The sequence below is a fragment of the Streptomyces erythrochromogenes genome (assembly GCF_040684695.1).
In the GTDB taxonomy this organism is placed as follows: domain Bacteria; phylum Actinomycetota; class Actinomycetes; order Streptomycetales; family Streptomycetaceae; genus Streptomyces; species Streptomyces erythrochromogenes_C.
In genome coordinates, this window is the sequence record NZ_JBFBGM010000008.1 from 204,295 (window position 1) to 217,792 (window position 13,498).

The 13,498-nt window shown below is 72.9% G+C and carries 10 protein-coding genes; 8 read left to right on the top strand and 2 right to left on the bottom strand.

The features are described 5' to 3' along the window. Positions 1-262: 262 nt before the first annotated feature. Genes AB0O53_RS15520 through AB0O53_RS15530 form a run of 3 tightly spaced genes read left to right on the top strand, consistent with a single transcriptional unit; the run spans position 263 to position 3,689 of the window. The gene (locus AB0O53_RS15520; RefSeq protein WP_350994322.1) at positions 263-1,867 is read left to right on the top strand and encodes a flavin-containing monooxygenase; all 1,605 of its coding nucleotides are present in this window, start codon (positions 263-265) and stop codon (positions 1,865-1,867) included. Further along, the gene (locus AB0O53_RS15525) at positions 1,864-2,808 is read left to right on the top strand and encodes an alpha/beta fold hydrolase (protein ID WP_350994320.1); all 945 of its coding nucleotides are present in this window, start codon (positions 1,864-1,866) and stop codon (positions 2,806-2,808) included. Before AB0O53_RS15520 ends, AB0O53_RS15525 begins: the two co-directional genes overlap by 4 nt. After that, positions 2,805-3,689, top strand: coding sequence for an SDR family oxidoreductase (locus AB0O53_RS15530; protein ID WP_350994318.1), 885 nt, complete (start codon positions 2,805-2,807; stop codon positions 3,687-3,689). The genes AB0O53_RS15525 and AB0O53_RS15530 overlap by 4 nt, the downstream gene beginning before the upstream one ends. 100 nt (positions 3,690-3,789) lie before the next feature. Here AB0O53_RS15530 and AB0O53_RS15535 read toward each other — a convergent pair whose 3' ends face one another. Continuing rightward, complete coding sequence (locus AB0O53_RS15535; protein ID WP_350994316.1) at positions 3,790-7,059, bottom strand: S41 family peptidase; 3,270 nt, start codon at positions 7,057-7,059, stop codon at positions 3,790-3,792. A 151-nt stretch (positions 7,060-7,210) separates the two neighbouring features. Between AB0O53_RS15535 and AB0O53_RS15540 the strand changes: the two genes are divergently transcribed. Both AB0O53_RS15540 and AB0O53_RS15545 read left to right on the top strand, forming a co-directional pair. After that, positions 7,211-7,801, top strand: a complete 591-nt coding sequence (locus AB0O53_RS15540) for a TetR/AcrR family transcriptional regulator (RefSeq protein WP_350994314.1) — start codon at positions 7,211-7,213, stop codon at positions 7,799-7,801. A gap of 151 nt (positions 7,802-7,952) precedes the next feature. After that, positions 7,953-10,151: an MMPL family transporter gene (locus AB0O53_RS15545; RefSeq protein ID WP_350994312.1), complete on the top strand. Its 2,199-nt coding sequence runs from the start codon at positions 7,953-7,955 to the stop codon at positions 10,149-10,151. An 83-nt stretch (positions 10,152-10,234) separates the two neighbouring features. On the opposite strand, the gene AB0O53_RS15550 is transcribed toward AB0O53_RS15545, so the two are convergent. Then, positions 10,235-10,690 (bottom strand): SsgA family sporulation/cell division regulator, encoded by a 456-nt coding sequence (locus AB0O53_RS15550; protein WP_365195983.1) that lies wholly within the window; start codon positions 10,688-10,690, stop codon positions 10,235-10,237. 168 nt (positions 10,691-10,858) lie between these two features. Here AB0O53_RS15550 and AB0O53_RS15555 point away from each other — a divergent pair, with 168 nt between their 5' ends. Genes AB0O53_RS15555 through AB0O53_RS15565 form a run of 3 tightly spaced genes read left to right on the top strand, consistent with a single transcriptional unit; the run spans position 10,859 to position 13,486 of the window. Beyond that, positions 10,859-11,923 carry an energy-coupling factor ABC transporter permease gene (locus tag AB0O53_RS15555; RefSeq protein WP_350994308.1) on the top strand — a complete coding sequence of 355 codons (1,065 nt, stop codon included), beginning with the start codon at positions 10,859-10,861 and terminating at the stop codon, positions 11,921-11,923. A 1-nt stretch (position 11,924) separates the two neighbouring features. After that, on the top strand, positions 11,925-12,686 hold the full coding sequence (gene cbiQ, locus AB0O53_RS15560; RefSeq protein ID WP_365195987.1) for a cobalt ECF transporter T component CbiQ: 762 nt from the start codon (positions 11,925-11,927) through the stop codon (positions 12,684-12,686). Next, entirely contained in the window at positions 12,674-13,486 is an 813-nt protein-coding gene (locus tag AB0O53_RS15565; protein WP_365195990.1) for an energy-coupling factor ABC transporter ATP-binding protein, read from the top strand. The genes cbiQ and AB0O53_RS15565 overlap by 13 nt, the downstream gene beginning before the upstream one ends. The last annotated feature ends 12 nt before the right edge of the window (positions 13,487-13,498 follow it).

Here is a 13,498-nt window from a genome sequence, read left to right on the forward strand (position 1 = left end):
TCTGGCGCCGTGCATCGCAAGGCGGACGAGGGAGGCGACGCGGAGCGTCGTCGACCGAGGACAACGCGGCGAGGTGCGGCGCCAGGGCCCGCGAGCCCGGCCCGACCGGCAAGACACCCCCTGGGGCGTACCGGGAGTAACTTTCCCGGTTCGCCCCCTACCCATGAGTACGGCGCTGCTCTACGCTCCCGATTGTGCCAGTGATTGCTGGCAGTGTTTCGATGGTGTGGTGCGTTGCGGCGTTGCGTGGCTGGAACTGCGGATGAGGCGGAAGGCGGCGGGCATGGGCGGCAAGGGCGGGCGCGAGGGGCGCGAGCACGTACGGGTGGCGGTGATCGGGTCCGGCTTCGGCGGACTCGGGGCCGCCGTGCGGCTGCGGCGCGAGGGGATCACGGACTTCGTCGTACTGGAACGGGCCGACTCGGTCGGGGGCACCTGGCGGGACAACAGCTATCCGGGATGCGCCTGCGACGTCCCGTCGCACCTGTACTCCTTCTCCTTCGCACCGAACCCGGACTGGCCGCGGACCTTCTCCGGGCAGCCCGCCATCCGGGAGTACCTGGAGCACGTCGCGGACACCTTCGGGCTGCGCCGGCACATCCGGCTGGACTCCGAGGTCCTGATGATGCGCTGGGACGCGGACGAGCTGCACTGGGAGATCGACACCGCGCAGGGCGGGCTGACCGCCGACGTGGTGGTCTCGGCGACCGGTCCGCTGTCCGAGCCGAAGCTGCCGGAGGTGCCGGGACTGGCCGACTTCCCCGGCAAGGTCTTCCACTCCGCGCGCTGGGACCACGACTACGACCTCACCGGCAAGCGCGTCGCCATGATCGGTACGGGGGCCTCCGCGATCCAGATCGTGCCGGCCATCGCCCCCGACGTGGAGCGCCTGACGCTCTTCCAGCGGACCCCGCCGTGGGTGATGCCGCGCACCGACCGGGCGATCTCGACGGCGGAGCGCTGGCTGCACCGGCAGCTGCCCTTCACCCGCGCCGCGCGCCGCGGGCTGCTGTGGGGCATCCGGGAACTCCAGGTCAGCGCCTTCACCAAGCGGCCGAACCAGCTCGGACTGATCGAGGCCCTCGCGAAGGCCAACATGGCCCGGTCGATCAAGGACCCGGAGCTGCGGGCCAAGCTGACGCCCTCCTACCGGATCGGCTGCAAGCGGATCCTGCTCTCCAGCGAGTACTACCCGGCGCTCGCCCGGCCCAATGTCGACCTGGTCGCCTCCGGGCTGAAGGAGATCCGGGGCTCGGTCCTGGTCGCCGCCGACGGGACCGAGACCGAGGTCGACGCGATCGTCTTCGGCACGGGCTTCCACGTCACGGACATGCCGATCGCCGACCGCGTGGTGGGCGCGGAGGGCAGGACCCTCGCCGACCAGTGGAAGGACGGGATGCAGTCGCTGCGCGGGGCGACCGCGGCCGGCTTCCCCAACTGGATGACGATCATCGGCCCGAACACCGGGCTCGGGAACAGCTCGATGATCCTCATGATCGAGTCGCAGCTGAACTACATGGCCGACTACCTGCGGCAGCTGGGCATGCTGGGCGGCAAGGTCGCGCTCGCCGCCCGCCCCTCCGCCGTGCACCAGTGGAACCGGCACGTGCAGGCCCGCATGGAGCGCACGGTCTGGAACACCGGCGGCTGCACCAGCTGGTACCTGGACGCGAACGGCCGCAACACGACGGTCTGGCCCGGCACGACCGGCGAGTTCCGCCGCGAGACGCGCAGCGTCGACCTGGCGGAGTACGAGGTCGTACGGGTGCGGGAGCGGGAGCGGATCGCTGCGGCGGCCCCGATCCCGGCCACCACCCCCGCGGCCGACTCCGCACCGCTCGCCGAGCAGGCCGAGGGCGCCGCGTGAGGCGGCCGGCGCACGTCACCTCCGGCCCCTACGCCCCGCCCGCCGCCCGCCGCGAACTCGTCGCCGTCTCCGCCGACGGGGCACGGCTGCACGTCGAGGTGCACGGGGACGAGGGTGCGCCCGCGGTGGTGCTGGCCCACGGCTGGACCTGCTCCACGGCGTTCTGGGCCGCGCAGGTACGGGCCCTGGCCGCCACCCACCGGGTCGTCGCCTACGACCAGCGCGGACACGGGCGCAGCCCCGCCGCCCGCGAGCACAGCACCACCGCACTCGCCGACGACCTCGTGGCGGTGCTCGGCGCCACCCTCGCTCCGGGGGAGCGCGCGGTCGTCGCCGGGCACTCCATGGGCGGCATGACGATCATGGCGGCCGCGGCCCGGCCGGAGTTCGCCGAGCACGCCGCGGCCGCGCTGCTGTGCAGCACCGGCAGCTCCCGGCTGGTCGAGCGGGCCACGGTGCTGCCGGGGCGCGCCGGGCGGGTGCGGACCCGTGTCACCGGCGCGGTCCTCGGATCGCGCGCCCCGCTCGGACCGGTCACGCCCGTCGCCCGCTCGGTCCTCAAGTACGCCACCATGGGCCCCGGCTCCGCGCCCGACCGGGTCGAGGCGTGCGCCGCGATCGTCCACGCCTGCCCCACCGGGGTGCGGCACGCATGGTCCCGGGTGCTGGCCGGGCTGGACCTGGACGCCGACGTGGCACGGCTGACCGTCCCCACCGCCGTGATCGGCGGCAGCGCCGACCGGCTCACTCCGATCGAGCACGCCCGCGGGCTCGCCGCGGCGCTGCCGAACTGCGTGGGCCTCACCGAGCTCACCGGCATGGGGCACATGACCCCGGTCGAGGCCCCCGAAGCCGTCACGCGCGCCGTGCGCGAGCTGACCGCGCGCTACCTCGACGACCTCGACGACCTCGACACCACCGCGAAGGAGAAGACACCGTGAGCGCTCGCAGGAGTCTGGAAGGCCAGGTCGCCGTCGTCACCGGGGCCGCCCGCGGGGTCGGCGAGCTGCTGGCCCGCAAGCTGTCGGCCCGCGGCGCGCGGATCGCGCTCGTCGGCCTGGAGCCGGAGGCCCTCAAGGAGGTCTCCGAGCGCCTGCACACCGACAGCGAGCACTGGTACGCCGACGTCACCGACCACGAGGCGATGGCGCGCGTCGCGCAGGAGGTCAAGGAGCGCTTCGGGAAGGTCGACATCGTCGTCGCCAACGCGGGCGTCGCCGCGGGCGGGCCGTTCGCCGACTCCGATCCCGACGCCTGGCGCCGGGTGATCGAGGTCAACCTGATCGGCGGCGCCGTCACCGCCCGGGCCTTCCTGCCCGTGCTGACGGAGAGCCGCGGCTACTTCCTCCAGATCGCCTCGCTCGCCGCCATCACCCCGGCGCCGATGATGACCGCCTACTGCGCCTCCAAGTCCGGCGTCGAGGCCTTCGCCCACTGCCTGCGCGCCGAGGTCGGGTACAAGGGCGTGGGCGTCGGGGTCGGCTACCTCTCCTGGACCGACACGGACATGGTGCGCGGCGCCGACCAGGACGAGGTCATGCGGGAGCTGCGGCAGCGACTGCCGTGGCCGTCGAACCGCACCTACCCGCTGGGGCCGGCCGTCGACCGGATCGTCGCCGGCATCGAGCGGCGCTCGCCGCACGTGTACGCGCAGTGGTGGCTGCGCGGCATGCAGGGCGTACGCGGCTACCTGCCCGGCATCATCGCGACGGTCGGGCAGCGCGAGATGAAGCGCTTCGAGCCCCGGCTGTCCGGCGTCTCCAGGGGACTCGTCGGGGCGGGCGGCGCCGCGGACGAGCAGGAGCGCACGCAGCGCCGCTGACCGGGAGACCGGCTGACCGGCTGACCGGGAGACCGGGAGTCCGGGAGACCGGGCAGGGGCGCGGCCGTCACCGGCGGCCGCGCCCCTGCCCGTCAGCCCCTCACTGCCTGGGCGGCAGCTTCGGACGGCGCCGGTCCGGTACGTCCGTGTAGCCGGGCGGCATCGCGGCGGGATCCTGTTCGAGGAGCTCCAGCGCCAGGTGCACGGCGTCGTCCATCTGCGCGTGCCGCCCCTCAGCCCAGTCGAGCGGGGTGCGCAGGATCTCGAAGTCCGGCTCCACGCCGTGGTTCTCCACCGACCACCCGTACTCCGGGAACCAGGCGGCGTTCATCGGCACCGTGATGACCGTGCCGTCGCCGAGGGTGTGCCGGCCGGTCATGCCGACCACCCCGCCCCAGGTGCGCTGGCCCACCACCGGTCCCAGGCCCAGCAGTTTGAAGGCCGCGGTGATCATGTCGCCGTCCGAGGAGGTCGCCTCGTCGGCCAGCGCCACGATCGGGCCGCGGGGCGCGTTGGAGGCGTAGCTGACGGGCTGGGCGTCGCGCGTCAGGTCCCAGCCGAGGATGGAGCGGGTGAGCTTCTCCACCACCAGCTCGCTGATGTGGCCGCCGGCGTTGCCGCGTACGTCCACGATCAGCGCGGGCCGGGACATCTCCATGCGCAGGTCGCGGTTGAACTGCGCCCAGCCCGATCCGCCCATGTCGGGGATGTGGAGGTAGCCGCACCGGCCGCCGCTGAGCTCCCGGACCACCTGCCGCCGCTTGGACACCCAGTCCTGGTAGCGCAGCGGCCGCTCGTCGATCAGCGGGACCACGGCGACCCGCCGGGAGCGGCCCGAGCCCTCCGCCGGCTGGAAGGTCAGCTCGACCGTGGTGCCGCCCGCTCCCGCGAGCAGCGGGTAGGGGCCGGCGACCGGGTCCACCGGCCGGCCGTCGACGTGGGTAAGCACCGCGCCCTCCCGGATGCCGGTGCCGGCGAGCGGGGAGCGGGCCTTGGAGTCGGAGGACTCGCCGGGCAGGATCTTGGACACCACCCATGTCCCGTCCCGGGCGAGCAGGTTGGCGCCGAGCAGGCCGATGGCCCGCTGGTAGTGCGGGGGTCCCTCGTTGCGGCGGGCGGGGGAGACGTAGGCGTGCGAGGTGCCGAGTTCGCCGAGGACCTCGCGCAGCAGGTCGGCGAACTCGTCGGGGGAGGCGACCCGTTCGACCAGGGGGCGGTACTGGCGCAGCACACCGTCCCAGTCGATGCCGCACATGTTCGGTTCCCAGAAGTAGGCGCGGATGATCCGACCGGCCTCCTCGAAGGCCTGGCGCCACTCGGCCGCCGGGTCCACCTCGTGCAGGATGCGGCGCAGGTCCAGGTAGACCGTCGAGTCGCCGTCGCCCGACTCGGTGGCCGGGACGGCGCGCAGGTCGCCGTCGTCGTTGACCACGAGCCGGGTGCCGTCGCCGCTGACGGCGAACCAGTCCAGTCCCGAGGCCAGTTCGCTCTTGCGGGCCTTGGTCAGGTCGAAGTGCTCCAGCGTGGGCTTGCCGCTGATGTCGTTGGGGTTGGCGAAGGTCTCGCCGAGCGCGCCCGAGATCGGCCAGCGCAGCCAGACCAGTCCGCCGCCGCTCACCGGGTACAGGGCCGAGTACTTGGACGCGCTCACCGGGAAGGGCGTCACGCGGCTCTCCAGCCCCTCCACCTCCACGGTCACGGCGCCGCCGTCGCCGGAGTTGTCCGACTCGCCCTCGCCGGGGTCCAGGCCGCCCGCCGCGGGCCGCCCCTCGGCCGAGAGCGCGAAGGGCGAGGGGGTCGCCGACGACAGCGGCACCAGGTACGGGCGGCAGCCCAGCGGGAAGGACAGGTCGCCGGTGTGCACGTCGTAGACCGGGTCGAAACCGCGCCAGGACAGGAAGGCCAGGTAGCGCCCGTCCCGGGTGAAGACCGGGTTCTCGTCGGCGAAGCGGCCGTTGGTGACGTCGACGACGGTGCGCGCGCCGGGCCCGGAGATGCGAGCCATCTTGATCTGCCGCAGCGAGCGGCCGATGCCGGGGTGCGACCAGGTCAGCCAGGTCCCGTCGGGGGAGAAGGCCAGGTCGGTGACGGGGCCGTTGATGGACCGGATCAGCTCGGTGACCTCGCCGTTGGACTCCTCCGACGCGTCGACGAGCAGCAGCCGCCCGTCGTTCGAGGCGATGGCGAGGCGCTCGCCGTCCGGGTCCGCGAGCAGCTCGGTCACCCGGCCCAGCTCGCCCGAGGCCAGCCGGCGCGGCTGCCGGTCCCCGGAGGCCCGGGGCAGGTAGGCGATCTCGATCGCGTCCTCGCCCTCGGCGTCGGTGACGTAGGCGACCTGTCCGCCGCTGCCGAGCATCTCCGGCAGCCGCACCCGTACGCCGGGGGTGTCGGCGATGGTCCGGGCCGGGCCGTCGCGGTGGGTCAGCCAGTACAGGCTGCCGCGCACCACGACCGCGCTGGCCCGCCCGGTGGCGTCCACGGAAAGGGAGTCGACGTGGCTGGCGGCCGGCACCTGGTAGGTGCGCCGGCCGGCGCGCGGACCGCCGAGGCGGACCTGGAGCTTGCGCGGGGCGGCGTCGGGGGCCAGGGAGTCGACGAGCCAGAGGTCCCCGGCGCACTGGTAGACGACCCGGGAGCCGTCGCTGGAGGCGTGCCGGGCGTAGAACTCGTCGTGGTCGGTGTGGCGGCGCAGGTCGGTGCCGTCGGGCAGGCAGGAGTAGAGGTTGCCGATGCCCTCGTGGTCGGAGAGGAAGGCGATCCGGCCGCCGACGAACATGGCGGCGTCCAGGTGTCCTTCGAGGTCCTCCAGGAGCTGGCGTCCGTGCAGCCAGAGCCGGCCCATGGCGCCGCCCCGGTAGCGCTTCCAGGCGGCGGGCTCGTGCGGCGGCTTGCCGGTGAGGAGCAGGCTCCTGTGCTCGCCGTCGATGTCGGCGACCTGGATGTCGGAGACGGGCCCCCAGGGCAGGCGTCCGCCGGGGCTGCCGTCGACGGGCAGTTTGTAGGCCCAGGAGAAGTAGGAGAACGGCTGTTCGTGGGAGGAGACGGCGAGGATGTTGCCGTCGGGGTCCCAGCCGCAGACGCGGGTGTCGGTGGCGCCCCAGTGGCTCAGCTGCCGGGCCGGGCCGCCGTCGACGGGCGCCAGGTGGATCTCGGGGTCGAGGCTTCGCCAGGTGGTGAAGGCGATGTGCCGGCCGTCGGGCGAGAAGCGGGGGTGGCCGACCCGGGTCCGGTCGACGGTGACCCGCCAGGCGCGTCCGGGGGTGTGGCCGTCGGGGACCAGCGGGGCGACCCAGAGGTCGTCCTCGGTGGCGAAACACAGGAGGTCGTCGTGCAGGTGCGGGAACCGGAGGTACGCGACGTCGTGACTCACCCCCCAATGCTTTCCGCGTGAGGGGGGTGCGGCAACTCGTACTGGTGATCCACGCCACCCCCACGAGCGAAACGGAACGGTTTCGTTTCGCTCGGCGGAGGGGTATCGTCTTAAGCGTACGGAACAGTTTCGTTCGGATGGAGGCACGGAGATGACCGAGGCGATGGCGGCCCGGCGCAGCCGGATCACCCCCGAACGGCAGGCCGAACTGCACGAGGCGGTCCTCGACCTCCTGCGTGACGTCGGCTACGAGGCGTTGACCATGGACGCGGTCGCCGCCCGTACGAAGTCCAGCAAGGCCACCCTCTACCGCCAGTGGGGGAGCAAGCCGGAGCTGGTCGCCAAGGCCCTGCGATGTACGCAGCCCGTCTCGCTGCGCGAAATCGACACGGGCAGCCTGCGCGGGGACTTCGCGCTCATGGTGGAGCACTCGGACGACGCGCAGATGGCCAAGGACACCGCGCTGATGCGGGGTCTGGCCCATGCCGTCCACGAGAGCCCGGAGCTCCACAAGGCGCTGCGGGACCTGTTGGTCGACCCGGAGATCACGGGGTTGCAGGTGATGCTGCAGCGCGCGGTGGACCGGGGCGAGATCGCCCCGGGGTGCCCGGCCCTGGACTTCGTACCGCACATGCTCATCGGGGCGTTCATCGCGCTCCCGCTGATCGAGGACCGGCCGGTGGACCGGGCGTTCCTCGGTGACTTCGTCGACGCCGTGGTCTTCCCCGCCCTCGGCGTCTGAACCTCCCCGGGTTCGTTCCCCGTCCCGTCCCCCGTCCACGGCAACGATGCCGCCCTGCTGCTCCTGACACGCCGCTCTCGTCGTCGGGCCGGCTCACCACGCCCTGATCCCTGCGGATCCATCCCACGACCTGAACGGGAGAACCACCGACGTGGCCACCTTCCTCTACCGACTCGGCCGGGGCGCCTTCCGGCGCCGCGGGCTCGTCGCCCTCCTCTGGGTGGCGCTGCTGTTCGCCGCCGGCTTCGGCGCCGCGACCGCGTCCGCCCCGACCTCCGGATCGTTCTCGATACCCGGCACGGAGGCCCAGAGAGCCTTCGACCTGCTGGACAAGAAGTTCCCGGGCATGGCAGCCGACGGCGCCACCGCCCGCATCGTCGTCAAGGCCCCCGCGGGCGCGAAGGTCACCGACCCCGGCCCCAAGGCCGAGGTCGAGAAGATCGTCAACACCCTGAAGACCGGTCCGGGCGCGGAGCAGGTCGCCTCGGTCGCCGACCCGTACCAGGTGCAGGCGGTCAGCCAGGACGGCTCCACCACCTACATCAGCGCCAAGTACACCGTCAGCGGCATGGAGCTGAAGGACGCCACCCGCGACGCGCTCAAGGAGTCCGGCGACGGCGCCAAGGCCGCGGGCCTGAACGTCCAGATCGGCGGTGACGCGCTGATGGTGGCCCCCGAGACCGGCTCCGGCGAGATCATCGGCATCCTCGTCGCCGCGATCGTCCTCGTGATCACCTTCGGCTCGCTGGTCGCGGCCGGTCTGCCGCTGCTGACGGCGATCATCGGCGTGGGCATCGGCGTCTCCTCCATCACCGCGCTCGCCAACGTGCTGGACCTCGGCAACACCACCGCCACCCTCGCCACGATGATCGGCCTCGCGGTCGGCATCGACTACGCCCTCTTCATCGTCTCCCGCTACCGCGCGGAGCTCGCCGACGGCCGCGACCGCGACGAGGCCGCGGGCCGGGCCACCGGAACCGCCGGCTCCGCCGTCGTCTTCGCCGGTCTGACCGTGGTCATCGCCCTCGTGGGCCTGGCCGTCGTCAACATCCCGATGCTGACCAAGATGGGCGTCGCGGCCGCCGGCACCGTCGTCATCGCCGTCCTCGTCGCGCTCACCCTGGTCCCGGCCATCCTCGGTTTCGCGGGCAAGAAGGTCCTGCCGGCGGGCGAGAAGAGCAAGCTGTTCGGCAAGGGCAAGCCGGCTTCCGAGAAGACGGTCAACGGCGGCACCCGCTGGGCCCGCTTCGTCCTGCGCCGCCCCGTCATGGTGCTGCTCGCCGGTGTGATCGGCCTCGGCATCATCGCCGTCCCGGCGAGCAAGCTGGAGATGGGCCTGCCCGACGACGGCGCCCAGCCGGTCTCCACCACCCAGCGCCAGGCCTACGACCTGCTGTCCGAGGGCTTCGGCCCGGGCTTCAACGGCCCGCTGATGGTGGTCGTCGACGGCGACAAGGCCCTCGCGGACTCCACCGTCGACCGGATCAAGGGCCTGGAGGGGGTCGCCGCGGTCACCCCGCCGACCCCCAACGAGGCCGGTGACGCCTCGGTGATCACCGTCATCCCGAAGGACCGCCCGTCCTCCACCCAGACCGAGGACCTGGTCCACGAGATCCGTGACGGCAGCGGCAAGGACGTCCTCGTCACCGGCGCCACCGCGATGAACATCGACTTCTCGCAGAAGATGAACGACGCGCTGCTGCCCTACCTGGCACTCGTCGTCGGCCTCGCCTTCCTGCTGCTGATGCTCGTCTTCCGCTCCATCCTGGTCCCGCTCAAGGCGGCCCTCGGCTTCCTGCTGTCGGTCGTCGCGGCCCTCGGCGCGGTCGTCGCGGTCTTCCAGTGGGGCTGGCTCGGCTCGGTCTTCGGGGTGGAGCAGACCGGCCCGATCATGTCGATGATGCCGATCTTCATGGTCGGCGTGGTCTTCGGCCTGGCCATGGACTACGAGGTCTTCCTCGTCACCCGCATGCGCGAGGCGTACGTCCACGGCGAGCGCCCGGGCCAGGCGGTCGTGACCGGCTTCCAGTACAGCGCGCGGGTCGTCGTGGCCGCCGCCGTCATCATGATCGCCGTCTTCGCCGGCTTCCTGGGGGCCAGCGACCAGATGGTCAAGATGATCGGCTTCGGCCTGGCCGTCGCGGTCTTCTTCGACGCCTTCGTGGTCCGCATGGCGATCGTCCCGGCGGTGCTGGCACTGCTCGGCCACAAGGCCTGGTGGCTGCCCAAGTGGCTGGACCGGCTGCTGCCGAACGTGGACGTGGAGGGCGAGAGCCTGCGCAAGCACCTCGCCACCGAGTCCGCGGACGGCGAGGGTCCGGACAAGGACCGCGAGCTCGTCAACGCCTGACCGGCGCCCTGAGCACAGCCCGGCCCCGTACCCCCGATCGCCGGGGGTACGGGGCCGGGCCCGTTGTGCCTGGTCCGTTGCGCCTAGCGGGTGGCGGTCGCGGGGGAGGAGGCGGCGGCCGTCGTGGCCGGCGCCGCCGAGGCCGCGGTGGCGGCGTAGGTGCGGCGCAGGAAGCGGCGCAGCGCGGCGATGTCGAACTGGACCACCGCGACGCCCTCGGGGGAGTGGAACTCGACGACCGCCTGGACGCGGCCGCAGGGCCAGACGCGTACGTCCCCGGTCCCCGTCGGCGCCTGCAGGCCCGCCTCCAGCAGCGCCCGGGGGAAGACCCACTCGTTGTCGGTCCCCTCGGGCGACAGGTCGGCGGGGAAGACGATGCGCACGGCCAGCGGCTCGGCCGGGGCGAAGCGCAGGGCGACGGGAATCGCCCGGTAGAGGGGGTCGTCCGTGATCACACGGGCGCGGACCCGCTCTTCGACGGGGGCCGCGGTCGCGGTCGCAGTCGCGGTCGCTGGGAGATTCTCGGCGGGGGCTGACATCGACCAGACTCCTCGAATCGGAACATATCCGTCCGTTTGTCCTCCAGCCTCGCACATTCCCACGAAAACGCGCGCGGCTATTTGTGATGCGCTCGCTCTTGCCAACCGTTCGCAACAGAGCACTATTCTTGAACGGCTAAAGACCGTATAAGAAGCGGAGCCCACTCCATGCATGTGCCTGACGGATTCATCAACGCACCCGTCTCGGTGGCCGCCGGAGTGGCGGCAGCCGCGGCGGTGGCCGTCAGCCTCCGCGGCGCCCGCCGCGAGCTCGACGAGCGGACCGCCCCGCTCGCCGGCCTCGTCGCCGCCTTCATCTTCGCCGTGCAGATGCTGAACTTCCCGGTCGCCGCCGGCACCAGCGGGCACCTGCTGGGCGGCGCGCTCGCGGCGATACTCGTCGGCCCCTACACCGGCGTGCTGTGCGTGTCCGTCGTCCTGCTCATGCAGGGCATCCTCTTCGCCGACGGCGGCCTGACCGCCCTCGGCGTGAACATCACCGTCATGGGCGTCGTCACCGTCGTCACCGCGCACCTGCTCTTCCGCGGGCTGCTGCGCGTCCTGCCGCCCACCCGCCGCTCCGTGACCGTGGCCGGCTTCGTGGCCGCCCTGGTCTCGGTGCCCGCCGCGGCCGCCGCCTTCACCGCCGTCTACGCCGTCGGCGGCACCACCGACGTGCCCCTCGGCAAGGTCCTCACCGCCATGGTCGGCGTGCACGTCCTCATCGGCATCGGCGAGGCCCTGATCACCGCGGCGACCGTCGGCGCCGTGATCGCCGTACGTCCCGACCTGGTCCACGGGGCCCGCGGACTGGCCACGCCGCTGAAGCTGCGCGTCGACGGGGTGCTCGTCGACGCGCCCGCGCCCGCCGCCGCCACCCCCGCGGCCCCGGCCGGCGGCGGCTCGACGAAGAAGGTGTGGGTGACCGGCCTGGTCACCGCCCTCGTCCTCGCCGGGTTCGTCTCCTTCTACGCCTCCGCCAACCCCGACGGCCTGGAGAAGGTCGCCGCCGACAAGGGCATCGACGAGAAGGTCGAGGAGCACGCCGCCGCCGGCTCGCCGCTCGCCGACTACAGCGTCAAGGACGTCGACGACGCCCGCCTGTCCGGCGGCCTCGCCGGAGTCATCGGCGTCGGCCTCACCGTCGTCGCCGGCACCGGGATCTTCTGGGCCGTGCGCCGCCGCACGTCCGACGAGCTGACCGCCGCCTCCACCTCCGCCCCGGTCGCCTGACATGGGTGCCGGCCACGCCCACAGGCTGTACCGCCCGGGCAGCTCGCCGGTCCACGCCCTGCCCCCGCACTGCAAGCTCGCCGCGACCTTCGGCTTCGTCCTGGTCGTCGTGTCCACACCGCGGGAGGCGGTGTGGGCCTTCTGCCTGTACGCACTGCTCCTCGCCGGGGTCGCGGCCGTGGCCCGGATCCCGGCCGGCTTCCTGCTGCGCAGGCTGCTGATCGAGATCCCCTTCGTCGCCTTCGCCGTGCTCATGCCCTTCGTGGCCGAGGGCGAGCGGGTCGAGGTCCTCGGCATGTCGCTCAGCGTCTCGGGCCTGTGGGGCGCCTGGAACGTCCTGGCCAAGGGCACCCTCGGCGTGGCCGCGTCCGTCCTGCTCGCCTCGACGACCGAGCTGCGGGCCCTCCTGCTGGGCCTCCAGCGGCTCAAGCTGCCGCCGCTGCTCGTGCAGATCGCCTCCTTCATGATCCGCTACGGCGACGTGATCGGCGACGAGCTGCGCCGGATGTCCGTCGCCCGCCGCTCGCGCGGCTTCGAGGCGCGCGGAATCCGGCACTGGGGGGTGCTCGCCAAGACGGCGGGCGCGCTGTTCATCCGCTCCTACGAGCGCGGCGAGCGGGTCTACCTGGCGATGGTCAGCCGCGGCTACGCCGGTTCCATGCCGGTCATCGACGAGGCCGTGGCCACGCGGGGCCAGTGGGCGTACGCGTCCGTCCTCCCGGTGACGGCCCTCGCCGTCTGTCTGATGGGATGGACCCTGTGACCCGCACCCCCTCGCCCCCCTCGCCCGCCTCGCCCGCGCCCGCCACGCCCCCGGCCGCCCCCTCGCTCGAAGTCGCCGGGCTCGCGTACGCCTATCCGGACGGCCACCAGGCCCTGTTCGGCGTCGACCTGACCGTCGGGCGCGGCGAGCGCGTCGCCCTGCTCGGACCCAACGGCGCGGGCAAGACCACCCTCGTGCTGCACCTCAACGGCATCCTGACCGGCGGCGCCGGCTCGGTCGCCGTGGCCGGGCTCCCCGTGGCGAAGCGGAACCTGGCCGAGGTCCGCCGCCGGGTCGGGATCGTCTTCCAGGACCCCGACGACCAGCTGTTCATGCCGACCGTGCGGGAGGACGTGGCCTTCGGGCCGGCCGCCGCCGGCCTGCGGGGCGCGGAGCTGGAGGACCGGGTCCGGGCCGCCCTGGAGCAGGTCGGCATGGCCGACTTCGCCGACCGGCCGCCGCACCACCTCTCCTTCGGACAGCGCCGCCGGGTCGCCGTGGCGACCGTACTGGCCATGCGGCCGGAGATCCTGGTCCTGGACGAGCCCTCGTCCAACCTGGACCCGGCCTCGCGCCGCGAGCTCGCCGACATCCTGCGCTCGCTCGACGTGACCGTGCTGATGGTGACGCACGACCTGCCGTACGCGCTGGAGCTGTGCCCGCGCTCGGTGATCCTCAGCGAGGGGGTCATCGCGGCCGACGGCCGCACGCAGGACCTGCTGTGCGACGAGAAGCTGATGCGGGCCCACCGGCTGGAACTCCCCTTCGGCTTCGACCCGCGTTCGGTATCGGTGGCATAAGGACCGGCCCGC